The 26,060-nt window shown below is 66.1% G+C and carries 24 protein-coding genes and 1 pseudogene; 9 read left to right on the plus strand and 16 right to left on the minus strand.

Annotation, left to right across the window (positions count from 1 at the left end; genetic code table 11):
- Positions 1–35: 35 nt before the first annotated feature.
- The 14 genes from AB4Y64_RS07855 to AB4Y64_RS07920 all read right to left on the minus strand — a co-directional run bounded on the left by AB4Y64_RS07855 (position 36) and on the right by AB4Y64_RS07920 (position 12,441).
- Positions 36–842 carry an HvfC family RiPP maturation protein gene (locus AB4Y64_RS07855; protein WP_441815902.1) on the minus strand — a complete coding sequence of 269 codons (807 nt, stop codon included), beginning with the start codon at positions 840–842 and terminating at the stop codon, positions 36–38.
- Positions 835–1,713 carry an HvfB family MNIO-type RiPP peptide maturase gene (locus tag AB4Y64_RS07860; protein ID WP_441815903.1) on the minus strand — a complete coding sequence of 293 codons (879 nt, stop codon included), beginning with the start codon at positions 1,711–1,713 and terminating at the stop codon, positions 835–837. The genes AB4Y64_RS07855 and AB4Y64_RS07860 overlap by 8 nt, the downstream gene beginning before the upstream one ends.
- 3 nt (positions 1,714–1,716) lie before the next feature.
- Positions 1,717–2,103 (minus strand): HvfA family oxazolone/thioamide-modified RiPP metallophore, encoded by a 387-nt coding sequence (locus tag AB4Y64_RS07865; RefSeq protein WP_441815904.1) that lies wholly within the window; start codon positions 2,101–2,103, stop codon positions 1,717–1,719.
- A gap of 94 nt (positions 2,104–2,197) precedes the next feature.
- Positions 2,198–2,713 carry an RNA polymerase sigma factor gene (locus tag AB4Y64_RS07870; RefSeq protein ID WP_441815905.1) on the minus strand — a complete coding sequence of 172 codons (516 nt, stop codon included), beginning with the start codon at positions 2,711–2,713 and terminating at the stop codon, positions 2,198–2,200.
- A 307-nt stretch (positions 2,714–3,020) separates the two neighbouring features.
- The gene (gene phoU / locus AB4Y64_RS07875; protein WP_441815906.1) at positions 3,021–3,731 is read right to left on the minus strand and encodes a phosphate signaling complex protein PhoU; all 711 of its coding nucleotides are present in this window, start codon (positions 3,729–3,731) and stop codon (positions 3,021–3,023) included.
- A gap of 19 nt (positions 3,732–3,750) precedes the next feature.
- Positions 3,751–4,560 (minus strand): phosphate ABC transporter ATP-binding protein PstB, encoded by an 810-nt coding sequence (gene pstB, locus AB4Y64_RS07880; protein WP_441815907.1) that lies wholly within the window; start codon positions 4,558–4,560, stop codon positions 3,751–3,753.
- A gap of 34 nt (positions 4,561–4,594) precedes the next feature.
- Positions 4,595–5,491: a phosphate ABC transporter permease PstA gene (pstA, locus tag AB4Y64_RS07885; protein WP_441815908.1), complete on the minus strand. Its 897-nt coding sequence runs from the start codon at positions 5,489–5,491 to the stop codon at positions 4,595–4,597.
- Positions 5,491–6,459 carry a phosphate ABC transporter permease subunit PstC gene (gene pstC, locus AB4Y64_RS07890; RefSeq protein ID WP_441815909.1) on the minus strand — a complete coding sequence of 323 codons (969 nt, stop codon included), beginning with the start codon at positions 6,457–6,459 and terminating at the stop codon, positions 5,491–5,493. Before pstC ends, pstA begins: the two co-directional genes overlap by 1 nt.
- A gap of 4 nt (positions 6,460–6,463) precedes the next feature.
- A complete protein-coding gene (gene pstS, locus AB4Y64_RS07895) occupies positions 6,464–7,546 on the minus strand; it encodes a phosphate ABC transporter substrate-binding protein PstS (protein WP_441815910.1) in 1,083 nt (360 codons plus the stop codon).
- A gap of 279 nt (positions 7,547–7,825) precedes the next feature.
- Positions 7,826–8,845: a phosphate ABC transporter substrate-binding protein PstS gene (gene pstS / locus AB4Y64_RS07900; protein WP_441815911.1), complete on the minus strand. Its 1,020-nt coding sequence runs from the start codon at positions 8,843–8,845 to the stop codon at positions 7,826–7,828.
- 222 nt (positions 8,846–9,067) lie between these two features.
- Positions 9,068–10,351, minus strand: coding sequence for an OprO/OprP family phosphate-selective porin (locus AB4Y64_RS07905; RefSeq protein WP_441815912.1), 1,284 nt, complete (start codon positions 10,349–10,351; stop codon positions 9,068–9,070).
- A gap of 156 nt (positions 10,352–10,507) precedes the next feature.
- Positions 10,508–11,224, minus strand: a complete 717-nt coding sequence (gene nth / locus AB4Y64_RS07910; protein ID WP_441815913.1) for an endonuclease III — start codon at positions 11,222–11,224, stop codon at positions 10,508–10,510.
- 9 nt (positions 11,225–11,233) lie between these two features.
- Positions 11,234–11,629 (minus strand): hypothetical protein, encoded by a 396-nt coding sequence (locus tag AB4Y64_RS07915; RefSeq protein ID WP_441815914.1) that lies wholly within the window; start codon positions 11,627–11,629, stop codon positions 11,234–11,236.
- Positions 11,630–11,658: 29 nt separating this feature from the next.
- Complete coding sequence (locus tag AB4Y64_RS07920; protein WP_441815915.1) at positions 11,659–12,441, minus strand: enoyl-CoA hydratase/isomerase family protein; 783 nt, start codon at positions 12,439–12,441, stop codon at positions 11,659–11,661.
- Positions 12,442–12,675: 234 nt separating this feature from the next.
- Between AB4Y64_RS07920 and AB4Y64_RS07925 the strand changes: the two genes are divergently transcribed.
- The 4 genes and pseudogenes from AB4Y64_RS07925 (at position 12,676) to AB4Y64_RS07940 (ending at position 16,696) form a co-directional block, all read left to right on the plus strand.
- Positions 12,676–13,362: an FKBP-type peptidyl-prolyl cis-trans isomerase N-terminal domain-containing protein gene (locus AB4Y64_RS07925; protein ID WP_441815916.1), complete on the plus strand. Its 687-nt coding sequence runs from the start codon at positions 12,676–12,678 to the stop codon at positions 13,360–13,362.
- A 155-nt stretch (positions 13,363–13,517) separates the two neighbouring features.
- Positions 13,518–14,335 (plus strand): annotated as a pseudogene (locus AB4Y64_RS07930) (NUDIX hydrolase).
- Positions 14,332–15,219 (plus strand): sulfurtransferase, encoded by an 888-nt coding sequence (locus AB4Y64_RS07935; RefSeq protein ID WP_441815917.1) that lies wholly within the window; start codon positions 14,332–14,334, stop codon positions 15,217–15,219. The pseudogene AB4Y64_RS07930 and the gene AB4Y64_RS07935 overlap by 4 nt, the downstream one beginning before the upstream one ends.
- Before the next feature lie 166 nt (positions 15,220–15,385).
- Entirely contained in the window at positions 15,386–16,696 is a 1,311-nt protein-coding gene (locus tag AB4Y64_RS07940) for a substrate-binding domain-containing protein (RefSeq protein WP_441815918.1), read from the plus strand.
- Positions 16,697–16,748: 52 nt separating this feature from the next.
- Here the strand turns inward: AB4Y64_RS07940 and AB4Y64_RS07945 are convergent, their stop codons facing one another.
- Both AB4Y64_RS07945 and AB4Y64_RS07950 read right to left on the minus strand, forming a co-directional pair.
- Complete coding sequence (locus AB4Y64_RS07945) at positions 16,749–17,516, minus strand: enoyl-CoA hydratase/isomerase family protein (RefSeq protein ID WP_441816321.1); 768 nt, start codon at positions 17,514–17,516, stop codon at positions 16,749–16,751.
- 11 nt (positions 17,517–17,527) lie between these two features.
- A complete protein-coding gene (locus tag AB4Y64_RS07950) occupies positions 17,528–19,093 on the minus strand; it encodes a DUF4139 domain-containing protein (RefSeq protein ID WP_441815919.1) in 1,566 nt (521 codons plus the stop codon).
- 38 nt (positions 19,094–19,131) lie between these two features.
- Between AB4Y64_RS07950 and AB4Y64_RS07955 the strand changes: the two genes are divergently transcribed.
- The 5 genes from AB4Y64_RS07955 to AB4Y64_RS07975 all read left to right on the plus strand — a co-directional run bounded on the left by AB4Y64_RS07955 (position 19,132) and on the right by AB4Y64_RS07975 (position 26,006).
- A complete protein-coding gene (locus tag AB4Y64_RS07955; protein WP_441815920.1) occupies positions 19,132–19,587 on the plus strand; it encodes a copper chaperone PCu(A)C in 456 nt (151 codons plus the stop codon).
- Positions 19,588–19,692: 105 nt separating this feature from the next.
- Entirely contained in the window at positions 19,693–20,595 is a 903-nt protein-coding gene (locus AB4Y64_RS07960; RefSeq protein WP_441815921.1) for a cation diffusion facilitator family transporter, read from the plus strand.
- A 233-nt stretch (positions 20,596–20,828) separates the two neighbouring features.
- Complete coding sequence (locus AB4Y64_RS07965; protein WP_441815922.1) at positions 20,829–22,229, plus strand: DcaP family trimeric outer membrane transporter; 1,401 nt, start codon at positions 20,829–20,831, stop codon at positions 22,227–22,229.
- A 140-nt stretch (positions 22,230–22,369) separates the two neighbouring features.
- On the plus strand, positions 22,370–24,676 hold the full coding sequence (locus AB4Y64_RS07970) for an Orn/Lys/Arg decarboxylase N-terminal domain-containing protein (RefSeq protein WP_441815923.1): 2,307 nt from the start codon (positions 22,370–22,372) through the stop codon (positions 24,674–24,676).
- 10 nt (positions 24,677–24,686) lie between these two features.
- On the plus strand, positions 24,687–26,006 hold the full coding sequence (locus AB4Y64_RS07975) for an amino acid permease (RefSeq protein ID WP_441815924.1): 1,320 nt from the start codon (positions 24,687–24,689) through the stop codon (positions 26,004–26,006).
- Positions 26,007–26,060: the final 54 nt, after the last annotated feature.

The following is a 26,060-nucleotide window of genomic DNA, read 5'->3' on the forward strand; positions in this document are numbered from 1 at the left end:
CGCCATTGGCGCCAAGTCCATACAAGAGGCATCGATCAGGCAAAAGGATTCGCGCGTCGAACGCCGGGCACGACACCGTTGCTGCGCATCTGCTCCAGCAGCGCCGCTCCTTGTTCGACGAAGGCTTCGCCATCGCCGTGACCCGCCTCGGCTGCCAACGCCTGCAACTGCTCGCGTCCACTGAGCTGCGGCGATTCACCGAGGCGCTGCACCAGCCGAAAGGCCAACGGACTCAGTTCGGAGAAGCGCACCACGCCATCGGCTTGGCGACGCAGCAGCAGCAAGGTGGGCGTCGGCGGCGGCTGTTCGGGCTGGAAGTCCGGACCGATGCGGTGCACCGGCCAGGCGTAGGCCAACGGCCACGCCAGCGGCGAGAGGACGGGCACGGCGTCGAGGAGGTCGCCTGCGACGTCGATGTCGATGTCCGCGTGGAGGTCGGCTTCGGCAAGCTGCAGCGCCAGTTCCACCCACTCGTAATGCGCCAGCTCCAGAAGGAAGGCAGGATCGTCGTGGGCATGCTGGTCATGAGCACGCTCGTCGTCGGCGCGGACTTCCAGATAACGCAGGAACTCGCGCGCGATTTCAGGAAACAGTGGCGTATGGCAGCGGTAGTCGCGGAAGAAATCGCGCACCAGCGCTTTCCATCGGCGCTCGCCAAGCAGCTCGCTGATGACCGGGAAGTTGCCCGACAGCAGGCCTTCGATGTTGTTGAACAGCAGGTCGCGATAGATCGCCAGGCGGCGCTCCTCGAACCCTTCCGGCGCCGGACTGGACTGCGGGTCGCGCAGGTGCCGGGTCAGCGCGAACTGCTGCGCGCGCAGGCGATCGGGAGCCTCAAGCATGGGCGCGCCTGGCGTGGTTCGGCGACGCGTCGTCGATCAGCTTGCGGATCGTCGCCAGCTCGCCGACCAGCTCGGCGTACGGCGGAAAATTGAAGTCGCGTTCGAGCAGGGTCGGGCGCAGGCCGTGGATGCGATAGGCCTCGCCGAGCAGCGCCCAGACGGCGTCCTTGACCGGAGCGCCATGGGTGTCGACCTTGAGGTCGTCGGCTTCGTCGTAGTGGCCGGCGACGTGGATGTAGGCGATCCGCTCGCTGGGCAGTGCCGCGAGGAATGCGCTGGCGTCGTAGCGATGATTGATCGCATTGACGAAGATGTTGTTGACGTCGAGCAGGAGGTCGCAGTCGGCCTCACCGAGCACGGCGTTGATGAAGTCGATCTCGCTCAACGCCGGCTGGCCGCGGTCGGCCGGGGCGGGGGCGTAGTACGAGACGTTTTCGACCGCGATGCGACGGCCGACGATGTCCTGGGTCCGGCGGATGCGCGCGGCGACGTGGTGAACGGCTTCTTCGGTGAACGGAATGGGCAGCAGGTCATACAGCTGGCCGTCGTCGCTGCAGTAGCTCAGGTGCTCGCTGTAGAGCGGGACGCGGTGCAGTTCGAGGAAGCGGCGCACGCGTTGCAGGAAGGTCTCGTCCAGCGGCGCCACGCCGCCGAGCGAAAGGGTCAGGCCGTGGCAAACCAGGGGATGGCGCGAACTGAGCGCCTGCAGCGCTTCGCCGAACCTGCCGCCGACGCCGATCCAGTTCTCCGGCGCGCATTCGAGGAAATCGAAATCGCCGCTTTCGGCGGTCTGCAGCGGGCCCAGGAGGGCCCGCCGCAAGCCGAGGCCGACGGCACCAGGATCAAGCTGGCGGTTGCCGTCCGGTGTCATGGCTCAGGCCATGCCACCGCACTTGCCTTCGCCGCACTTGCCTTCACCGGCCTTCTTCTTGTCGGCGCCGCACTTGCCTTCGGTCGCCTTGGCCTCGTCGGCGCTGATGAAGCCGTCCTTGTTGGTGTCGTGCGCGGCGAACTTGCTGGTATCGCCCTTGTGGGCGGCGCCGAACTCGGCCTTGGAAACCTTGCCGTCCTTGTCGGTGTCCATCTTGGCAACGCCGCAGCTGCCTTCGGCGGCCTTGGCGTCTGCTGCAGCGGCCTGACCGGCGCCGAGCATGTAGCCCGAGGCCAGGTCGCTCATCGCGAATGCCGAGCCCGACAGGGCCAGGCCGCCGACGATGGCGCCAAGGGTAAGGGCGATGGGTTTGTTGGATTGCTTGGACATTCGATTTCTCCTGCGGGTGGTGGCGGGGGATCCGCCTTTGGATGAGCTGTATCGTTTCCGATGCACATAAGAGCCACCGGCCGTGCAAAAGGATTCACCGACTGAGGTATTCGCGTGCAAGTGCCCGAGCTCTATGCAGTCGCGATTTGACTGCTTCGCGTGTTAGCGCAAGGTGGTCGGCGATCTCGGCAATGGTCAGGCCCTCCAGGTCGCGCAGCAATACCACTTCCCGATAATGGCCCGGTAGCGATTCCAGTGCAGCGGCAACGTCGTGGCGCCACTCGGCCGGTTCAGGTGTCACCACCGGCAGGATGTCCTCGGTGATGGCGTCGCCGGTCAGCCAGCGCCGGCCACGCTTGAGGCGGTTGCACTCGCGCTTGACGATGCGGAACACCCAGGACGTGAAGCATTCGAGCGTCCGCAGGTCGCAGAGCTTGCGCGAAACCGTTATCAGGCTTTCCTGGACGGCGTCCTCGACGTCATTGACGACGCAGTGGACCTCGGCATAGCGGCGCAGGTTCTGGCGCGAATGGCACAGCACTCGCTCGAGTGCGAGCGAGTCGCCCATGCGCGCTGCTTCCAGGTCGCCGTTGGCCATGAGTTGCTTCATGCCGCGTATGTCCTCTTACCGAGCTTGGCGCACGGCGCTTGCCGACGCATAAGCCATGAGTTGGGGGAGGCGCGGGAAGATTCGGCGCGGAGGGCTTGTCCGCGCTTGTATTTACATTTCGTTCAGTTCCAGGCCCCGTTGCGGGGCCGGAGGGACCGGCTTGTCTGTTACCCGGCGCCGGGTGTGCAGATCATCGTAAGCGGTCGGCTGCCCCGCGACTTTTCACTGCACGCCAAGGGGCTGACTCATGTCGGGCCGGCGTCATTGCCGGCCAGGTGTCACGCGTTTGCGGTACGAGGCGTCCCGCTCAGACCGCGCCGGTCGTGCTGCTGTCGTCGCGCTTCTCGCGCGGCGGCAACAGTTCCTCGCCCCTGACCAGGAACCAGACGTTCTCGGCGATGTTGGTGGCGTGGTCGCCGATGCGCTCGATGTTCTTGGCCATGAACAGCAGATGCGTGCAGGCGGTGATGCTGCGTGCGTCTTCCATCATGTAGGTCAGCAGCTCGCGGAACAGGGCGGTGTAGGCGATGTCGATCTCGGCGTCGCGGGCGCGCACGCGCTGGGCCAGCTCGATGTTGTTGTCGCGATACGCGGCCAGGACGTCGCGCAGCTGCTGCACGGCCAGGGTGCCGATCGCGTGCAGGCCGCTCACATGCGGCAGGGGCGGCGACAGGTTCAGTGCGGTGGAGCGCTTGGCGACGTTGGCGGCGTAGTCGCCGATGCGTTCGATGTCTGCCGCGATGCGGATCGCCGACAGGATCTCGCGCAGATCGCGCGCCATCGGGCCGCGCAGCGCCAGCTTCATCACGTCGTGGCTGATCTCCAGCTCCATCGCGTCGATCGCCTCGTCGTTGGCGATGATGCGCTCGGCGGCCTTGTCGTCGCGACGCTGTACGACATCGAGGGCGGCCTCGAGCTGGGAGGCGGCCATCTCGCCCATGCGGAGGGTCTCGTTGAGCAGGCGGCGCTGCTCTTCGTCGTAGCTCTTGACGATGTGGTCGTGCATTTGGGTACTCATGTGGTTGTCCTGAAAAGCATCAGCCGAAACGACCGGTGATGTAGTCTTCGGTCTGCTGCTTGCCCGGGTTGGAGAAGATCGTCTCGGTGTTGCCGTGCTCGATCAGGTCGCCCAGGTACATGAAGGCGGTGAAGTCGGACACGCGCGCGGCCTGCTGCATGTTGTGGGTCACGATCGCGATCGTGTAGTCCTTCTTCAGTTCCTCGACCAGCTGCTCGATGCGGCTGGTGGAGATCGGGTCCAGCGCCGAGGTCGGCTCATCGAGCAGCAGCACGTCCGGACGCAGGGCCACGGCACGTGCAATGCACAGGCGCTGCTGCTGGCCGCCTGACAGGCCCAGCGCGCTCTGGCCGAGCTTGTCCTTGACCTCGTCCCACAGCGCGCCCTGGCGCAGGGCGTGCTCGACACGGTCGTTCATGTCGGCCTTCGACAGCTTCTCGTGGTGACGGATGCCGTAGGCGACGTTCTCGAAGATGGTCATCGGGAACGGCACCGGCTTCTGGAACACCATGCCGACCTTGCTGCGCAACCGGTTCATCGGGTAGCGCGGGTCGAGGATGTTGTCGCCGTCGAGCAGCACCTCGCCCCTGGCCTCCAGCTTGGGGTAGAGCGCGTAGATGCGATTGAAGATGCGCAGCAGGGTCGACTTGCCGCACCCGGAAGGCCCGATCAGCGCCGTGACGCGCTTCTCCGGGATCTCCAGGTGGATGTCCTTGAGCGCATGGAACTTGTCGTAATAGAAGTTCAGTCCACGCGCGGCGAGCTTCACCGGCGCCGCGGCGGCGCTGGTGCGCTCGGGCGTGGCGACGGTAAGGCGGGAGTCGTTCATGGCCGGAGTCCGGGCGATTCGGGAGGGCGTGAGGTCAGTCATGGCTGATCTTGTTTCGAAGCACGATGGCGCGGGCCACCAGGCTGATTAGGAGGACGAACACCGTGAGGACCAGCGCGCCGGCCCACGCCAGCACCTGCCACGATTCGTAGGGACTGCCGGCGAACTGGTTCATCACCACCGGCACACTGGCCATCGGCTGGAGGATGTTGGTGCTCCAGTACTGGTTGCCGAACGCAGTGAACAGCAGCGGCGCGGTCTCACCGGAGATGCGCGCCAGTGCCAGCAGCACGCCGGTGACGATGCCAGCCGAGGCGCTGCGATACAGCACCTGCACGATCACCTTCCACTGCGGAACGCCCAGCGACAGCGCCGCTTCGCGCATCTGCGCCGGTACCAGCCGCAGCATCTCGTCGGTGGTTCGCACCACCACCGGCAACACGATGAAGGCCAGCGAGATCGCGCCGGCCAGCGCCGAGAAATTGCCGCCGGACTGCATCACCACCAGGGTGTAGACGAACAGGCCCAGCACGATCGAGGGCGCCGACAGCAGGATGTCGTTGACGAAGCGGACCACGGTGCCGATCTTGCGGGCATTGCCGTATTCGGCCAGCCACGTGCCGGCCGCGATACCCAGCGGCGTGCCGATAAGGATCGCGATCGCGCACATCACCGCGCTGCCGAAGAAGGCGTTCATCAAGCCGCCTTCCTGCATGGGCGGTGGCGTGCTCTGGGTGAACAGCGCCAGGTTGACGCCGCCGATGCCCTTGGAGACCAGGGTCCACAGGATCCAGCCCAGGAAGAACAGGCCGAACGCCGCGGCCGCACAGGCCAGCACGATCGACACGACGTTGACGATGCGGCGCTTTCGATAAAGTCCGTCGGACACGCGGTAATCGGTGGCCTTGAGTTCCTTGGCGGTCGTGGCCATCAGTTGCCCTCCTTGCGCGAAAGCTGCATCAGCATCAGGCGGGCGATGGCCAGCACGACGAAGGTGACGATGAACAGCACGAAGCCGAGCAGGAGCAGCGCGGAGCGATAGGTTTCAGTGGCCTCGCCGAAGTCGTTGGCGATCAGCGCGGCGATGGTCGTGCCCGGTTCGAGCAGCGAGGTCGAGAAGTTGACGCTGTTGCCGATCACGAAGGCCACGGCCATCGTCTCGCCCAGTGCGCGGCCCAGGCCGAGGAAGACGCCGCCGATCACCGCCGAGCGGGTGTAGGGCAGGACGATGTCCCAGCTCACTTCCCACTTGGTCGAGCCCAGTGCGTAGGCCGATTCCTTCAGGCGTGTCGGCACGGTCAGGAACACTTCGCGCATCACCGAGGAGATGAACGGGATCACCATGATCGCCAGTACGATGCCGGCGGTGAGCATGCCGATGCCCAGCGGCGGCCCCTGGAAGAACTGTCCGATCACCGGCCACGTGCCGAGGTTGTCGTTGAGCCAGGGCGTCACGTATTCGGTCATCACCGGGACCAGCACGAACAGGCCCCACATGCCGTAGATGATCGACGGGATGCCGGCGAGCAGCTCGATGGCGGTGCCGATCGGGCCACGCGCCCAGCGCGGCGCGACTTCGGTCAGGAAGAAGGCGATGCCGAAGCTGACCGGAACCGCAATCAGCATGGCGACAAGGGCGGTGACGATGGTGCCGTAGATCGGAACCAGTGCGCCGTACTTGTTCTCGACCGGATTCCATTCGGAGGTGATGAAGAAATCCAGCCCCGACGCGGCCAGCACGTGGCGGCCGCCCCAGAGCATCGACAGCGCGGCGCCTGCCAGGGCGATCAGCACGAAGGCCACGGTGCCGGTCAGGATGTATCGGAACAGCTTGTCGTTGCGCGCGTCTTTGTGATCGCGCGAACCGGGCACTGCCGCGGGAATGGTGGTGGCGTTCATCAGGTCACTTGAATTCTGCTGCCCAGTAGGCTTCGACCTGTTGCACCAGCGCCGGCGGCAGCGGCACGTAGTCCAGCGACTTCGCATGGGTCTGGCCGTTCTCGAAGGCCCACTTGAAGAAGGCGAGCGTGTCGGCGCTGCGCTTGGCGTCCTTGGGCTGCTTGTACATCAGGATGAAATTGGTCGCCGTGATCGGCCAGGCCTGGGCGCCGGAGGCGTTGGTGATGACCAGGTTGAAGTCCTTGGCGTTGGCCCAGTCGGCGCCTTCGGCGGCGGCCTGGAAGCTTTCGGCATTGGGCTGCACCCAGTTGCCGGCAGCGTTCTGCAGCGAGGTGTAGGTCATCGTGTTCTGCGCGGCGTAGGCCAGCTCGACATAGCCGACCGAACCCTTGATCTGCTGCACGTACGAGGCCACGCCTTCGTTGCCCTTGCCACCGACGCCACCCGGCCACTTGACCGTGGTGCCTTCGCCAATCCCGCTCTTCCAGGTCGGGCTGACCTTGGACAGGTAGTTGGTGAAGTTGAAGGTGGTGCCCGAACCGTCGGAGCGATGGACGATGTTGATCTTGGTGGAGGGCAGGCTGACGCCCGGGTTGACCGCGGCGACCGCCGGGTCGTTCCACGTGGTGACCTTGCCCTGGAAGATGTCGGCCAGCAGCGCGCCGGTCAGGCGCAGCTTGCCCGGCTCGATGCCGTCCAGGTTGACGACCGGCACCACGCCGCCGATGGCGGAGGGGAACTGGCCAAGACCGGCCGCGGCGAGGTCCTCGGTGCTGAGCGGCTTGTCGGAGGAACCGAAATCAACCGTGCCGGCCTTGATCTGCGCGATGCCGCCGCCGGAACCGATCGACTGGTAGTTGACCTTGGCGCCGGTGGCCTTGTTGTAGTCGTCCGACCACTTGGAAATCAGCGGATAAATGAACGTCGCACCGGCGCCGGTGATCTGCACGGCAACCTTGTCGCCGGCGGCGGCCGGAGCAGCGGCGTTGCCGGCAGGCGCCTGTGCTTCGCCGGACGGCTTGCAGGCGGTCGCGGCCAGGGCAATGGCAAAGGCGAGGGCAGCAATGCGGGCCTTCGTCGTGTTCATGCGCAACTCCGTATGGGGACGGGAAATGAATTGGGAATCCAAGGCTCTCGCCCCGGGCTGCGCCATTTGATGATCTTTTTGTTACACCCCGATGACATCGAACCGTCACATATCTGTAGTGAAGCTCGGCAGCGGCCTTACGGAGCGCTGGAAGCATCCAGCGCGCGCTGTTCGCGACCCGGTCAACCGAAGCCGTCCGCCTGAACGAGCGCAAGCGCTGTAGCCAAACAAAAAAGCGGGCCCGAAGGCCCGCTTTCAGGTGTTACCCGAGCCGATGGCTCAGTAGCTCATGTTCGCCGACCAGTACTTCTCGATCTGCTGGACCAGGGCGTCCGGCAGCGGCACGTAGTCGAGCGCCTTGGCCTGGGTGTCGCCGTTGGCGTAGACCCAGCGGAAGAACTCCTTGGCGTTCTTGGCGCCGGCGGCATTCTTGGGCTGCTTGTACATCAGGATGAAGTTGGTGGCGGTGATCGGCCAGGAATTCGCGCCCGGGGCATTGGTCATGACCAGGTAGAAGTCCTTGGCGTTGGCCCAGTCGGCGCTGGCGGCGGCGGCCTGGAAGCTCTCGTCCGACGGCAGCACGAAGTTGCCGGCGGCATTCTTCATGCGCGTGTAGGCCATCTTGTTCTGCAGCGCGTAGGACAGCTCGACGTAGCCGATGCCGCCGACGATCTGCTTGACGTAGGCGGCCACGCCCTCGTTGCCCTTGCCGCCGATGCCGACCGGCCACTTGACCGCGGTGCCTTCACCCACGCCGCTCTTCCACTCCGGGCTGACCTTGGACAGGAAGTTGACGAAGTTGAAGGTGGTGCCCGAACCGTCCGAACGGTGGACAACGGTGATCTTCTTGGCCGGCAGCTGCACGCCACCGTTGAGGGCGACGATCGCCGGGTCGTTCCACATCTTGACCTTGCCCAGGAAGATGTTGGCGAGGGTGTCGCCATCAAGCTTCAGCGCGCCCGAAGCGACGCCCGGCACGTTGACCACCGGCACCACGCCGCCGATCACCGACGGGAACTGCGCCAGGCCGTTCTGGGCCAGGTCTTCGGGCTTGAGCGGGGCGTCGGACGAACCGAAGTCGACCGTCGCGGCCTTGATCTGGGCGATACCGCCGCCGGAACCGATCGACTGGTAGTTGACCTTCTTGCCCACTGCCTTGTTGTAGTCGGCCGACCACTTCGACATCACGGGATACACGAACGACGCGCCGGCGCCGGTAACGTCGGCGGCCTGTGCGTTGGCTACGAACGCCGTGGCCAGCGCGAGCGCGGCGAGGCGGAACTGGATGGATTTCAACACGAGGTGGTCTCCTGGAGTGACGACGGACGGGCCTGACCCGTACGCCGCGCATTTGATAACGGTTCGATGACAGTGCCGGGACGGCCATGTGACAACCGCATGACATGTGAAACATCCGCCCCCCGAGGCTAAAAAAATGGGCACGGCTGAGCCGCGCCCGAGGGGGAGGAAAGAGAGAATCGGAACGTCGGGGGCCCGACAAGGCCGGGCCCCCGCGGAGGCTTACCAGTACAGCTGGACGCGGGCTTCGATGATGTTCGGGTTGTCGTCGACCTTGCCGTTGACCAGGACGTTGTTGTTGGCCGGGTTGTCGGCGTACGGAGCGGCCGGGGTGCGCACGAAGTAGCGCGAGCTGTCGACCATCACGTAGTTCAGCATGAACTTGAAGTTGGAGCGCCAGTACCAGTTGACGCCGACGGTCCAGGTGTCCATCTGGCCGCCGAGCACGCCGTCGACCACCGAAGCTGCGGTCGGGGTGGCGCCCGGGATGGCGGTGCCGTCATCCAGGTCGATCGTGTCGTAGCGCACGGCGGCCTGCCACATGCCGGTGCCGGGTTCGTCGGGCAGCGGGGTGGTCGGCACGCCGTCCTTGTAGCCCCAGGTCTCGCCGGTGATGTTCCACAGGCCGCTGACGTACCAGCTGCTGCTGTCGAAGTCGTGCGACTGGCGCACGTTGCCGTTGTTGTAGCGCGAGACCGTCGACTGCATGTACTCGCCCTGCGCCTTGAACGGACCGGTCACCCACATGCCCTCAAGCCCAACGGTCTGCTGACGGTCGGCGTTGGTCATGTTGCCGGTATCGACGATGCGCTGGCCGGCCAGGTCGGCGTCCGGACGGGCGCGGATGCGGGCGGTGTCGGTGAAGGTGTCGTAATCAACGTACGACAGGCCGAAGTGCAGGATGTTGCCTTTCTCGTTGATCGGCGCCCAGTTGCCGCGGAAGCCGAAGCCCGGGCCGTGCGGCGTCGGAGCCGGATGCTCGGTCAGCTCGCGGGTGAAGTAGCTGCCGGTGATGCCCCAGTCGTTGGTGCCGTAGTGGTAGGCGGCGCCGAGGCGACGGGCGATACCGTAGGTATTGGTCACAACCGACTTGGAGATGAAGTCGTTGTTCTTGGTCGACGACAGCTCTTCCAGGCTGTTGGGCTGCTTGAACTGGCCCAGCTGGAAGTAGTTGTTGGCGTCGCCGCCGAGCTTGTACTTGGCGTTGACGTCGAGCCACTTGTCGGCCTTGGCGTCGTAGCCCAGGACCCAGTCGATGTTGCCCGGGCCCTTGCCCTTCAGCACCAGCTCTGCGCGACGCATTTCGTTGTCGCTGCTCTTGCCGTCCGGGGCGTCGCCGTTGAGGTTGGCGAAGTCGTTGTCGAAGTGGTTGAAATCGGCCTGGACCAGGCCTTCGAACGAGATTTCGGAACCGCCGATGACGTCGAAAGCGATTTCGGCGTGGGCCGCCGGGGCGGCGAGGACAGCGAGCAGCGCGACGGAAAGGGTGCTGCGGGACAGTTTCATGGACGTAGCCCTTGGGGCGTTGGAAGACGCTGCGCAGGCTAGGGTGTGAAAGTTGCGTAAATATGACAGCCCTGACTTATTTCTCCAGGATGACGCTGGCGTGACCGCCGCCAGCCGGCAAAAGCCGCGCCTGACCGGGCTATAGAGAACTTACGGCTATTCCGACAGACGGTCGGGTTCGCCGGCTGTCTTTTCCTTGAAACGGCACAGATCGCGCAGGACGCAGTGCGGGCAATCGGGCTTGCGCGCCTTGCAGACATAGCGGCCGTGCAGGATCAGCCAGTGATGGGCGTCGTGAAGGTATTGCGTCGGGATCACCTTGAGCAGGCCGTCCTCGACCGCCCGCACGGTCTTGCCGGGGGCCAGGCCAGTGCGGTTGGCGACCCGGAAGATGTGGGTATCCACCGCCATGGTCGGTTCGCCGAAGGCGGTGTTCATGACCACGTTGGCGGTCTTGCGGCCGACGCCCGGCAGCTCCTCCAGGGAGGCGCGGTCGGCGGGCACCTGGCCACCGTGGCGTTCGAGCAGCTGGTGCGCCATCGCCACCACGTTGGCGGCCTTGGTGTTGAACAGGCCGATGGTCGCGATGTAGGGCTTGAGTCCCTCCACGCCCAGGGCGGCGATGGCCTGGGGTGTGTTGGCCACAGGGAACAGTTTGCGCGTGGCCTTGTTGACCCCGACGTCGGTTGCCTGCGCCGACAGCGTCACCGCCACCAGCAATTCGTAGGGCGTGCTGAATTCCAGTTCGGTGGTGGGTTTGGGATTGAGCGCCTTCAGGCGCGCGAACATCGTTTCGATCTCCGCGGCACTCAGGCGGCTGGCTCGGCGGGATCGTTTCGTTGCTGGCTTGTTCCTGGCGCTGGCCACTGGCATGGGTCGGGGTCACGGCTTGTGGCGCGCGGCGGCCTTGGCGCGTGCGCGCGCCAGTGCGGCGGCGGCGGCCGAGGGCAGGGCGGGTGCGGCAGTCGCGCTGATCGCCGCGTTCGGGTTTGTGGCGCCAGCAGGCGTCGGCAGCGCAGTGCGTTGCTCTGCACGCTCGCGGGCCCGGCGCTCCAGGCGCGCATTGCGGGTGAGGTAACGCGCGCGCGCCGCCAATGCCTGCAGTCGCTCGTTGCGCGCGGCGTGCAGGCGCGATTGGCAGTCAACGCTGCACATTGCGCACGCGATGGGTCGAGCGTCGATCAGGCCGAGCGTGATCGCCCGATCGATGTCGTCATCGGCGAGTGCCGTGGCAATGGCATGCGCGGCAGCACCGCCGTCATCGCGGCAACCACACACGCATGCAGGACTGCTCGCCGCCGCCGCCATCACTGGCCGCTGAAGCTTGGCTTGCGGCGCTCCAGGAAAGCGGCCGTGCCTTCGCGCATGTCGGCCGTGGAGAACATCAGGCCGAACTGTGCGGTCTCGTATTCGAGGCCTTCCTCGATGCCGCACTCGCCACCGACATTGACGCAGTCGAGCACACCGCGCAGCGCCAGCGGAGCGGAAGCGGCCAACTGCTCGGCGAGCTTCATGGTTTCGGCTTCAAGTTCGGCAGCGGCAACGACGCGATTGACGATGCCCAGTTCGCGCGCGCGGGCGGCATCGATCGGCGCGCCGGCCAGGCACAGCTCCAGGGTCGCGGCGCGTCCGGCCAGCCGCAGCAGGCGCTGGGTGCCGCCAAAGCCCGGAATCAGGCCGAGGTTGATCTCCGGCTGGCCGACCTTGGCCGAGTCGGCAGCGATGCGCAGATGGCAGGCCATGGCCAGCTCGAGGCCGCCACCGAGGGCGAAGCCGTTGATCATGCCGACCACCGGCTTGGGCATCTTCTCGATCCGGCGCATCAGTTTTTGCCCGCGCAGGGAGAAGTCGCGCCCCTGGACCGGGGTCAGGGCGTTCATCTGGGAGATGTCCGCCCCGGCCACGAAGGCCTTGGCGCCGGCGCCGGTCAGGACGATGCAGCGGACCTCGGGAGCGGCCTCGGCGGCCTCGAAGGCGGCCAGGAGGGCATCGAGCGTCTGCGCATTGAGCGCGTTCAGCTTGTCGGGGCGGTTGACGGTGATCAGGCGCACGGCACCGCGATCGGCAATCAGGACGGGCGTTTCGGACATGATGGTGGGGTTCGCTCGGCGGGTTTGGGGTGGGCCTGAGGGCGCCGCGCACGGGCATTGAACTCCCGGCCGGGAGCGCTGTCAGAGCAGGGCGGCCTCAGTGGCGATTAAGCCTTGACGCCGTTATCCTAGCGCGTCCATCCGGGCCGATTCGACCGGTGCGGCCTGACTAGACTGGTATTACCCAACGGTGCGGCCAACCCGCCCCTCGATCCATCACGGAGATTCCACCGAATGAAGTTGCGTTTGATTGCTGCCGCCGTTGCGGCCCTGGCACTGACCGCCGGCAACGCCGTCGCGCAGGACACTTCGACCGAGAAAGGCAAGCTCAGCTACGCCCTCGGCTATGACCTCGGTCGCAACGCCGTGGAAAGTGGCGAGCAGGTCGATGTGAACACCATCATCAAGGGTCTGCAGGACGGCTACGGCAAGAAGCAGCCGACCGTTCCGGTCGACCAGCTGCGCACCGCCGTGCAGAACATGCAGCAGCGCCAGCAGGCCAAGGCCAAGGCCGAGTGGGACAAGGCCGCTGCCACCAACAAGACCAAGAGCGATGCGTTCATCACCGCCAACAAGTCCAAGGCTGGCGTGAAGGTGCTTCCGAGCGGCGTGCAGTACCGCGTGATCGAGACGGGCTCGGGCGCCAAGCCGACCCAGGCCAACACGGTGCAGCTGGAAGTCGCAGGCCCCTACGCCTGGGGCGAGCGTCCGCAGCAGCCGCGTCCGGCCCAGCAGATCCCGGCGATCAAGGTCAGCGAGATCGAAATGGCGGCAATGCGCGAAGCGCTGTTGCAGATGCCGGCCGGTTCGAAGTGGGAAGTCACCCTGCCGCCGGAGAAGGCGTACGGCGCCGACCCGCGTACCCCGTTCCCGCCGAACGTCGCCGTCCAGTTCGAAGTCAAGCTGGTCAGCGTCAAGTGACGCTCCGGCCCGTTCGCGCATAGCGCGAACGGCTTTGCCGGAACGAGAGCATTACGCATTGAGCCGGCCCTCGCCGGCTCAATGTTTTTATGAGGGGCGCAGATCGGCAACGCGCCGGTTGAATCCCTTGCACTCCCGCCTTAGGTTGTCGGTTGATGAACACTCTTTTTCGCGCCGTGCTCAGTCCCTGCATCGGCGTGTGCTCGCTCGACGATGACGGCCTGTGCAGCGGCTGCCACCGCACCAGCGCCGAAATCGCGCGCTGGCCGCAGATGAACGACGACGAGCGTCTGCGCCTGATGGAAACCACCTTGCCGCAACGGGAGCTGCAACGAGGGTGAAGCCACTGCCAGCCGGCCCGGAACTGCCCGATTGCCCCGGCCTGATGGTCGCGTTGCATCCGTTGGCGTCGCCGCCGCAAGGACCGGGCTGGAATCTCGCGGAACTGCACGATCTGGTCCCCGATGGCGCCGCGTCGGTGGCCGCGGCAGTTCTGGTTGGACTGATTCCGCGCAGCGGCGGGACGCAGGTGTTGCTCACTCGCCGCACCGACGCGCTGCGTCAGCATGCCGGGCAGGTCAGCTTCCCGGGAGGGCGCGTGGAAGTCGACGACGTCGATGCCGTCGCCACCGCCCTGCGCGAGACGTGCGAGGAGATCGGCCTGGTTCCGGCGCAGATCACGCCGCTGGGGTTTCTCGATCCGCTCGCGACCATCACCGGCTACCGCGTGCAGCCGGTCGTGGCACTGGTCGCTCACGACTACGTTGCCCACCCTGACGCGAACGAAGTCGCCGACGTGTTCGAGGTGCCGCTGTCGTTCCTGCTCGACCCGGCCAACCTCGCCACGCATACCCTGGACTTCCGTGGACGTCCGCGCGAAGTGCTCGAATACCGCTATCCCGCGCAACGCATCTGGGGCGCGACGGCGTCGATGCTGTTGAACCTGCGGCAACGCCTGGAGGCCATCGCATGAACACAACGAAGCCGGACACGAAATCGTGGCGCACGTTGATATCCGCTGCCGAACTGGCCGCGGCGCTGGGTCGTGATGATCTGGTCGTGGTCGATGCGCGCTCGAAGCTGGGCGATGCCGCCACGGCCGAAGCGGCCTATCGCCAGGCACATATTCCCGGCGCCCGTTACGCCCATCTGGAACGCGACCTGTCGGCGCCCGAGGGCACCGAGGCAGCCAGGCAGATCGACGCCGGTCGCCACCCGTGGCCGCAGATCGACGACTTCCTGGCGGTGCTCGGCCGATGGGGCATCACGCCGCAGACCCAGGTCGTGGTTTACGACGCCGGTGATGGCGCGCTGGCTGCGGCCCGGCTGTGGTTCCTCCTGCGCGTGCTCGGCCATGAGCGCGTGGCCGTGCTCGATGGTGGCTGGGAGTGCTGGCAATCGCTGGGCCTGCCGGTGGACTCGCAGGTGCCCGCAGCCGCGCCGGGTCACTACTCGGCGTCGTTCGACGCGAGCCGCCTGCTCGACGCCGCGCAGGTTCAAGCGCACCTCGACGCGGGCGGGCTGCTGTTCGACGCACGGGCACACGAACGCTTCCGCGGCGACGTCGAACCGATCGACCGCCTCGCCGGTCATGTCCCCGGCGCGCGTAACCGGCCCTACGCATTGAGCATGCGCGACGGTCGCTTCCGGCCGGCGGCGGAGCTGGCGGTCGAACTGTCGACGCTGCTCGGTGGTCGTTCCGCGCGGGAGGCAGTCGTCATGTGCGGCTCGGGCGTCACCGCCTGCCATCTGCTGCTGGCAATGGAACACGCCGGCCTGGAAGGTGGGCGGTTGTTCAAGGGCTCGTGGAGCGGCTGGATCGGCGACCCGTCGCGCCCGATCGCAAAGGGCGACTGAGCACGCCGGTGCTTTGCATCACCCGTTCACTGGGCCGGACAGGCCGGCTTTTGTAACAACAAATCGCACGCGGTAACAAGAACGTCATCGAACGTCCCGATGCTTGCGGGTTTTCGCAGGGGGGACGTGCGCGATGTCACGTATTGCACGGTTTGTGTGGGGTTTGATGCTGCTTGGCACATGCGCGATGGCGCAGGCGCAGGGGGATGCCGAGCGCGTCCGCATCCATGGTTCGCAAACACTCGGAGCGCGCCTGGTGCCGACGGTGGCCGAGGCCTGGCTGCGCGACATCGGTTACCAGGACATCCGCCGCGTGCAGGCGGCGCCATCGACCACCGAGATCCACGCCACCCGCGACGGCCAGCCGCTGATCGTCGAGATCGCCGGCAGCAACACGGCGCAGGGCTTCTCCGACCTGGTCAACGGCGAAGCGCAGATCGCATTGATGACGCGGCGACCGACCGCCGCCGAGCTCGATGAAGGCTGGCAGCTGGGCGATCTGTCCTCGCGCGATCAGGAATTCGTACTGGCGCTCGATGGCGTGGCCGTGGTCGTCAATCGCGACAATCCCGTCACGCGCCTGGACTTCGCGCAGTTGCGTCGCCTGCTATCGGGACAAGTGCGCGACTGGCGCGAGCTGGGTGGGCATCCGGGGCCGGTGCGGTTGCAGATGGTGGCGGGAGCGAACTCGGCCCGCGACCTGGTCGCTACGCGCGTGATGACCGGCAGCGCTTACGGCATCAGCCGAGACCATGCCGACGGTCCGTCGCTGCTTCGTGCCGTTGCGGCCGACCCGCAGGCGGTGGGCTTCATCACGCTGCGCCAGCACTGGGGCGCGGGCGTTCGACCGCTGGCGATCGCCGAGGGCGGCCGTGCGGTGGCGCCCACCCGTCTGAACGTGCAGAGCGAGGACTATCCGCTTACGCGTCGCCTCTACATGTATGGCAGCCAGATGATGGGCGCATTGAGCCGCAGCTTCGCGCTCTATGCGATGGGGCAGCGCGGCCAGGATGCGGTCGCGGCAGCGGGCCACCTGGGCGTGACCATGCGTCCGGGTTACAAGCCGCCGTCGCTGTTCGGGCCGACGGAATACAAGGCGCTGATCGGCAACGCGATCCGGCTGCCGCTGAGCCTGCGCTTCAATTTCACCGGCAACAACGAGAGCGGCGTGGCCAGCAGCGTCTATGACAGTCGCTCGGTGCGCGACATCGAACGCCTGGCTGCATTCATGAAATTGCCGGTGAACCAGGGGCGGCAGTTGCTGGTGGTGGGCTTCGCCGACGTGGGCACCAGCACCTCGGTGGCAGCCACGATGATGATGAGCAACGACCGCGCCGACCTGGTCGCGCACGAGTTGATGGCGCTGGGCCTGCCGGTGCTGCATGCGCGCGGAATGGGTGCGCAGGTGCCGCTGAAGGCGCCTGCGGACTCGAACGCGCGCTTCCGCAACGAGCGCGTCGAGATCTGGCTGTTGTAGTGCCCGCCAGTGAAGGTGGCGCGGATGTGCGCCACCTTCCTGCCTGGCGCGGTTATTTCTGCAGTCGCGCCATCAATGCCCGCAGGGCGCTCTGCGTGGCCGGATCGCCCCAGGCATCGACGAAGCGCGAAAGCTGGATGTTCTCGGGCTGCAGCGCGGCCACCACGTCGGCGCGGGCGATGGCGCGCGTCTGCAGCATCACCGGCTGCGGCAACGCCAGGAGCGACGCCAGCCATTCGCGCGCACGCGAAACGACATCCTCCGCATCGACCAGTTCGTCGACAAGCCCGATGCGCTCGGCGCGTTCGGCCGGAACCATCTCGCCGGCAACGACCAGGCGTTCGGCGCGGTAGACGCCGACCACGCGCTGCATCAGGCGCAGGATGCCGACCGGCACCACCAGTCCGACCTGGGTTTCGTTGAGTCCGATCCGGAATGGTTTGGCCGTATCCTCGCTGCGCGCCATCACGCGGTAGTCGCAGCACAGCGCCAGCACGCAGCCGCCGGCAGGCGCGTGGCCGCCGATCGCCGCCACCACCGGCACAGGGCATTGGGCCAGGGCCAGGGCTGCGGCGAAGAACGACTGCCAGGCCGCCATCACGGCATCGCGATCGTCGCCGAGCGACAGCAGGTACGGCACGTCGAGTCCGGCCGAGAACACCTTGGTGTTGCCGCTGAGGATCAGGCCCTGCGCGCCCTGGTCGACCGCCGTGCGAATCGCGGCGACAAGCTCGTCGCACAACTGCGGGTTGAGCGCGTTGACCGGCGCGCGCGCCAGCTGCAATTCGACGATACCGTCGGCGGCGTGGGTCTGGATCATGGTGTTGTTGCTCATGGGTTGACGTCCTTGCTCCAGCGGTAGCGCACGGTATAGGTGAGTTTTGTTTCGCCGCCTGCCGGCACGGGCACTTCGAACTGCGCGTGGCTGGCGTCCTTCTTCTTCCCGGGCACGCTGCTGGCGACGAGTTCCCAGTCGCTCCAGCGCGGCAACGGTTCGATCACGCGAATGGTAGCGGCGGACGGCTTGCCGTTGGTGAGCGTGAGCTCGAAGGTCTCGGTGATGGTGCGGCCGCTGCGGTCCAGGCGGAAGTCGTTCTGCTCGCGTTCGGCGCGCAGGTCGAAGGCCTTGCCGACCTGCAGGCGGATCTCCTCGCCGGCGGCGGTGTGCGGCAGCATCGATTCGCCAAGGAAATCCTCGCCCAGGAATGCGCGAACGCGGCCGGCTGGCAGCGGCTCGCCGAGACCGGCCGCCTTGGAGTTGCGGATCGACACGGTGGTGGTGACCGGGAGCATTCCGGTCGTTCCGCGGTACGTCGGCGCGATCACCGGCTGCGGAGGCTGCCAGTCGCCTCCATCGGCCTCCACCACGTAGGCACGCTCGCAGGCAATCGACGGCCGCGGCGCGAACAACGGCACGCGTTCGTTGCTGCCATTGGCAAGGCGCACGCGACCGGGCAGGTCGTAGGCGTGGTATTCGCCGGACTGGCGCACCGTGGGCGGCGGTGGCGCAGGGGCGGGCGCGTTGCGCGCATAGGCGAACTGGTCCCTGACCGCGTTCACTGCCGCACCGTGTCGTTCAAGGTTGGGCTCGCCTGCGACCAGGCTCAGAGCGGCTTGGTCGAACGTGACGCCGGAACGATTGGCGATCAGCGCTGCGCCGTCGAGCGCGAGCAGGCAACCATCATCCTTGGTCACGGTGGCCAGGTACTCCGCTCGCCAGGCCATGCCGCCCATCGGATAGGTGAGGCGGAAGTCCGCATCGCCCGCGTGCGCGGCGGCCACCGTCCATTGCAGGCTGGCTTGTCGGGGCAACCGCGATTGCCCATCGACCAGGCTGAGGTTGTCGTAGTTGGGGATCACCTTGATCCGACCGTCGTCCAGCGCCAGGGTCAGTCCGCCTTCGGCCGACAACAGCGTGCCGGTGTCCGTCTGTTTGGCGCCGCCGGCCGTGTGTTCGACGGTGACCTTGCTCCCAGTTGCCTGACTCAGCGCGGAGGCGACGCCCGCCAGGGCGGCAACATAACGCTGCCCGGTGATGGTGGCGCCGGGAGCGAGTGGCTGCAGGGTCGCCGCCTCGACGTCCATCGACGGCGGGATGTCGTCGGCCTCGATGGCGTTGTCGCCCTGCTTGAGGGTGCGATGCAGCCTGCGCTCGACCAGGGCGTAGCCGGGCATGCCCGCCTGCGGAGCGCCGTTGCCGGCCAACTGCTCGTAGCCGTCGCTGTAGACCGTCAGGCCTGTCTGCCCGTCGGCGCTCGAATCGCCGGGTGCTGCCACTTTTGCAGGTGCCGGTGCAGATCCGGACCGGGCGTCGCCACCAGCGGCATCGGGCACGTTGCCTCCGGAACAGGCGGCAAGCGAGCAGGCCAGGGCAAGCAGCGAGAGCGGATGTTTCATCGGCAACTCCTTCAGCATGTGGGCGGTATCATAGGCCGATGAACGCATCACGCCTCCGTCCGGGGTTACCGGTCCTGCTGCTGCTCCTGCTCGCCGCCGCTTCTTCCGTCGCCTTCGCCGGAGAGTGCAAGCCCGTGGTGCGCGACGGCTGGGTGCGCATGCCGCCGATGGCCATGCCGATGATGGCCGGATTCGGCCGCATCGAGAATGCGTGCAATACGCCGGTGACGATCGTTTCCGCAAGCAGCGCCGCATTCGGCGACGTGTCGTTGCACGAGACGCGCGTGGTCGAAGGCGTCAGCCGCATGCGCGCCTTGCCCGAGTTGCGCATCGCCGCAGGCGACGCCGCGGTGCTCAAGCCTGGCGGCATGCACCTGATGCTGATGCAGCCCAAGGCGGTGCTCAAGCCCGGCAGCAAGGTCGCCATCGAGTTCGTGCTGAAGGATGGCGGCAAGCTGCTGGGCGAGTTCGTGGTCCGCGCCGCCGGAGAGTAATCCGCCGGGGCAGGGCGGCGCACGCAGCGACACTGGCGTCACGGGCCAGTGCAACACAATCCGGGCACTTCCCACGATCCGACTCCGCCCGACCACGGAGGTTCGATGGACACCCGCCCCGAGCAGCGCCTTCTCAAGCTTTCCATCGGCATCACGATCGTGGTCGGCGTCGTCGGCATCGCCAGCGGCTTGCTGGTCAATTCCGACGCGATCATCTTCGATGGCATGTACAGCCTGGTCGATGTGGTGCTGACCGTGGCATCGCTGAGCGTGTCGCGGCTGGTGGCTTACGAAGGCAGCCGCCGCTTCCAGTTCGGCTACTGGCACCTGGAACCCATGGTCGAAGCATTCGGCGGCGCCACGCTGGCGTTGTCGTGCCTGTATGCGGCGTTCACCGCGATCATCGGCCTGACGTCCGGCGGCAACGAAGTGTCCTATGGCCTGGGTGCTATCTGGGCTGGCGTGCTGTGCGTGGTTGGCATGGGTATGTCGTTGTACATGCGCGGCCACGCGCGACGCCTTGGCTCCAATCTGCTCGCACTCGATGCACGCAGCTGGCTCGTCAGCGGCGCGCTCAGCCTGGCCCTGCTGCTGGGTTTCGCCATTGCCGTGTCGATGAAGGGATCGGGCCACGAAGACTGGGTGCCGTATATCGATCCGGCCATCTTGTTGTGCATCGCCCTGGCGATGCTTGCAGTGCCGATGCGTTCGACCTGGCGGGCGATCCGCGAAGTCCTGCAGGTCGCGCCCGGCGACCTCGATCGCGAGGTCAAGCAGGTCATGGACGAGGTCGTCGCCGAGCACGGTTTTCTCGCCTACTCCAGCCATGTCGCCAAGGTGGGGCGGGGACGTTTCGTCGAGATTCTGATCCTGTTGCCGCCCGACCATGAGATCGGGCCGATCTCCCGCGTCGATGCGATCCGCAGGGACATCTCCGCACGCCTGGACGCCGACGCGCCGCAGTTCTGGTTGACCATCGAGTTCACCGGCGATCCGGCCTGGATGTGATCGCGGCGTGAGCTGGCTGTATGCGCGACGCCAGAACAGCTCGCGCCGTGAAGACATTTGTGAATCGAGCGTGGAGAAACCTCCTGTCGGAGGATCACGGTCGCTTCACGTTATGGCGCATTAAGTTATGCGCTCGCGCCCAACAGCCGCGCGAATCCAGTGGGAGGACACGCATCATGCGAACCGATTTCGCAGCTTCGTCAGCGGCCGTCATCCTTGCAGGTTGCGCGGCGATGTCCGCCCAGCCGGTCCATGCGCAGTCCAGCGCTTCGTCCGAGCAGATGAAGAGCGAGATCGCGCAGATGCGACAGCAGCTGCAACAGCAGCAGCAGATGATGCAGAGAATGCAACAGCGCCTCGACGAACTTGAGTCCAGGGACGCGGCCCAGGCAAAGGCCGCGCCACCGCCGGCACCGGCCGCTGCGCCGGCGCCGCTGATCGCTTCGGCGACGGTGCCCGCGACCGAGCAGTCACGTGTGCACAAGCCACCGTCGGCGCTTCCCGCCGAGGAACCGTTGCCCGAGGGCTACGTCCAGCTCGGCGATACCGGCAACCTGATCAAGATCGACGTGGTCGCCCAGTTCGACATGATGTTCGACAACAAGTTCATGGGCGCCAAGGACCTGTTCGTGCCGTCGTCCATTCCGGTGCAGGGCCAGCCGTTCCACGACTCCGACTCGCGCAGCAACCTCAGCGCCAAGCAGAGCATCTTCCGCCTCGACTTCCGGCGCCAGACCGACTACGGCATGTTGAAGGTGGTCTACAAGAACAACTTCTTCGGCAGCGGCAGCGGCGACATGCCGTACAACATGCAGTACCTGTACGGCGAACTGGAGGCGAAGGACTACTCGCTGATCGCCGGCTACTACCTGTCCGCCTTCACCGACATCGACGCCTTCCCGAACACCCTCGATTACGAGGGTCCGAACTCCTTCACCTTCAAGTACACGCCGCAGGTGCGCTATTCGCCGATCGTGTACCGCTCGGGCGAAGGCAAGTTGACGATTCCGATGTCGGTGGAGAAACCCAACGCCGACATCGCCCTGATCGGCGATTTCGAGACCTACTCGCGGATTCCCGACCTTACTCTCGGCCTGCGCTGGGAGACGCCGGACTGGCATCTCCAGTGGGCCAACCTGTTCCGCGACCTGGGCGTGCAGACCGCGATCGGGGACCATCAGCGCAACACCAATGCCTACGCCACCCAGCTGAGTTTCGCCGCCGGTGTGTTCGAGAACGACAGCGTGCAGGCGTGGGCCAGCTACGGCAAGGGCTATGCGAACTTCCTGCAGGACATCTCCGGTTTCGGGCTGGATGCGGCATTCAATGCCCAGGCCGAACTGGAGGCCATCGATGCCGGTGGCTGGGGCCTGGGTTATACGCATGGATGGTCCGACAACGTCAGTTCGAGCGCGTCCTACGGCTACCTGCGGATCGACCCGGACGAGGACATGCTGATTGATCCGACGCTGCCCAAGAGCACCCGCTTCGCCTCGCTCAACCTCGCCTGGCAGTTCAGCGAACGGGCGATGTTCGGTGTCGAATACCTGTGGGGCAAGAACACCGATCTGGAGGATAACGACGGCGAGGCCCAGCGACTCCAGGCGACGCTCCGCTACGACCTCAATCCATGACACAAGCGCCTGCCGGCTGTGCCGGCTCCGCTGAGCCGGCCCTGCCGAGCTCGCCCCGCTGAGCTGACGGCGCGTCAGGACGACCGACATTCGCCGGACGCGGCCAGGCTGCGTCCTGTCCGTGAGCCAGGAGTGCAGCCATGCTTCAGCGCCGTGCCCAACGTCAGAAGTTCCGCGTCCTCATCGTCCACCCGAAGATCGGCACCGACACTGCCGGCGGACGGGCCTGCAAGATGCTGGTCGACGAGTTCGACGACCGCAACGTCGAGACCGTGACGGCGACTCACGTGGAGGATGCGCGCGCCACGATCATTTCCGACGCCTCGATCCAGGCGATGTTGATCGACTGGTCGCTGCCGGATGGAGACGGCAAGGAGCGCAACAACGCCGCCGCGATCGACCTGATCACCACCATTCGCGCCCGCAACGAGTTCGTGCCGATCTTCCTGCTGACCGAGCGCGAGAAGGCGCGGTCGCTGACGATCGAACTGGTGCAGGCGATCGACGAGCTGGTCTGGCTGCTGGAGGACGCATCGACATTTGTCTGCGGCCGCGTCATGGCCGCCGTGGGCAAATACGTCGGTGGCCTGTTCGGCCCGCTGGTCAGCGCGCTCTACAACTTCAACCAGGTCCACGAGTACTCCTGGCATACCCCGGGCCACACCGGTGGCACCGCGTTCCTCAAGCATCCGGCCGGGCGCGCGTTCCATGACTTCTACGGGGCCCATGTGTTCCAGACCGACCTGTCGATCAGCGTCGGCGAGCTCGGCTCCCTGCTCGACCACACCGGGCCGATCGGCGCCAGCGAGAAGTACATCTCCACCGTGTTCGGTTCCGACCGCAGCTATACGGTCACCAATGGCTCCTCGACCTCGAACCGAATCATCTTCATGGCCTGCGTCCCGCGCGACAAGGTCGTTCTGTGCGATCGCAACTGCCACAAGTCGATCGAGCACGGCCTGACCATGACCGGCGGCGTTCCGCAGTACCTGGTGCCCTCGCGCAATCGCTATGGCCTGATCGGACCCATTTACCCGGAGCGGCTGGCCAAGGCCTATCTGACCAAGGCCATCGCCTCCACGCCGATCAGCAAGGGACTCAAGGACAAGCAACCCGTGTTCGCGGTGGTGACCAACTCCACTTATGACGGCCTGTGCTACAGCGCCACGCGCGTGCTCGAGCAGCTCGGCGGCTGGGTCGATCGCGTCCATTTCGACGAGGCCTGGTTCGGTTACGCGCGCTTCAATCCGCTTTATGCCGGGCGCCTTGGCATGCACGGCAAGGCCGCCGACCACGACCGCAAGGGTCCGACAGTCTTCAGCACGCATTCCACGCACAAGCTGCTGGCGGCGTTCTCGCAGGCGTCCTACATCCACGTTCGCGACGGTCGCGATCCGATCCCGCATGCGCGTTTCAACGAGTCGTTCATGATGCACGGCTCGACTTCGCCGTTCTATCCGATCATCGCCTCCAACGAGATCGCCGCCTCGATGATGGACGGCGCCGGTGGCCTGGCGCTGACGCGCGAGAGCATCGACGAGGCGATCAGCTTCCGCCAGACCATCGGCCGCATCAACGCCGGCTTCGCCAAGAAGAAGGAATGGTTCTTCCGCACCTGGAACCCCGACAAGGTCAAGATCGGCGGCAAGCGCGTGGCCTTCGAGGACGCGCCGCCGGAAGTGCTGGCGACCGATCCGTCGTGCTGGGTGCTGCACCCGGGCGACACCTGGCACGGCTTCGACAAGCTCGAAGACGACTACTGCATGCTCGATCCGATCAAGGTTTCGGTGCTGACGCCGGGCATGGGCGACGATGGTGCCCTGCAGAAGCAGGGATTCCCGGCCTCGCTGCTGACCGCCTATCTGGACGCGCGCGGCATCGAGGTGGAGAAGACCAGCGACTTCGCCGTGCTGTTCCTGTTCTCGATCGGTATCACCAAGGCCAAGTGGAGCACGCTGCTGGCGGCGATGCTCGACTTCAAGCGCGACTACGACATCGACCAGTCGCTGAGCCGGGTGATGCCGAACCTCGTCAAGGATCATCCCGAGCGTTACGAAGGCATGGGCCTGCGCGCCCTGGGCGACCAGATGTTCGCCGAGCTGCGCAAGGGTGGGCAGACCGCGCATCTGCAGAAGGCCTATTCGAACCTGCCGGACATCAAGCTCTCACCAGCCGATGCCTACCAGGAACTGATCCTGGGAAAGGTCGAGCGGGTGCCGCTGCCCAAGCTTGCCGGCCGCACCGTGGCGACCAGCATCGTGCCGTATCCGCCGGGCATTCCGATGGTCATGCCAGGCGAGTCTGCCGGTGCCGCCAATGGGCCGCACATCGGATACCTCAAATCGCTGCAGGGATGGGACGCCGCATTCCCCGGCTTCGGGCACGACACGCACGGCGTGGAGGTCGAGGACGGCGAATACTACGTTCAGTGCCTGACATCAGGCTGAGGCCACGTCCATGCATGGTGGCAACGGCAAGATGGGGTTGCTCGGCGCCTCCTCGCTGGTAGTGGCGAACATGGTCGGCACCGGGATCTTCCTGTTGCCGGCCAGCCTGGCCTCGATCGGCAGCATTTCGATCTTCGGCTGGATTGCGGCCGCAATCGGGGCCTCGGCGCTGGGACTGGTGTTCGCGCACCTGGGGATGGTCGACCCGAAGGCGGGTGGTCCGTACGCGTACGCGCGCGACCACCTGGGGCCGTTCGCGGCGTTCCAGACCAACCTGCTGTACTGGGTGGCCAATGTCATCGGCAACATCGCCATTGCGGTCTCGGTGACCGGCTACCTGGCCGTGTTCTTCCCGGTACTGGCCCACCCATGGCTCGCCTGCCTGTGCACCGCCGTGGTGATCTGGGTGTTCATCTGGCTCAACATGCGTGGCGCCAACGCGGTTGGCCACTTCACCGCGATCACCACCGTTGCCGGCATCCTGCCGATCGCGGTTATCGGTCTGCTGGGCTGGTTCTGGTTCCGTCCCGAGGTCTTCATGGCGGGCTGGAACCCCGGCGCGGTGCCCGCGCCGACGGCCATCACCCACAGTGCCTCCATCGCGTTGTGGGCGTTCCTGGGCGTGGAGAGTGCGGCGGTCTCGGCGGGCGTGATCGAGAACCCGAAGCGCAACGTGCCGCTGGCCACCATCATCGGCCTGGTGGTGTCGACGGTGATCTATGTCGTGTGCTGCACGGTGATCATGGGGTTGCTCAGCAACGAGCAGCTGAAGGCGTCCGGCGCTCCGTTCGCGGACGCGGCGCGGGTCATGCTGGGGCCGTGGGGCGCCATCGTCATTTCGCTGGCGGCAATCGCGAAGGCCGCCGGCGCGCTCACTGGCTGGATCCTGATCGTGGCGCAGTCGGCCCAGGCGGCGGCCGAGGACGGGATGTTTGCGCGCGTGTTCGCGATCAAGAACGCGCGTGGCATGCCGGCGCGCAACCTGATCATCACCGGTGTGCTGATGACCGCGCTGCTGGTGCTGACGGTGTCGCCGACGGTGGCGGACCAGTTCACCCGCATCACCAGCGCCACGGTCGTGCTCATGGTCATTCCGTACGTCTATTCGGTGGTGGCGATGTGGCGGCTCAACGCCACCCTGGATCTTCCGGCGGCACGACGGGGTCTGCTGGCCGTGGTCGGGCTGCTGGCCTGCGTGTACTGCGGTGGGGTGATCCTCGGCCAGTCCGCGGAGCTGGATCGCAATGCCTTCGTGGTGCTGGTGCTGACGATTCCGTTCTATGCGCTGGTGGGACGCAGCGCGGCGAGGGTGGGGGCCAAGTTGCCCTGAGCGACTTGAGCCTCTCTCCCGCGTGCGGGAGAGAGGCTGGGGTCAGGGCGCGTG

The sequence above is a fragment of the Lysobacter sp. TAF61 genome, from assembly GCF_052113485.1.
In the GTDB taxonomy this organism is placed as follows: domain Bacteria; phylum Pseudomonadota; class Gammaproteobacteria; order Xanthomonadales; family Xanthomonadaceae; genus Lysobacter_J.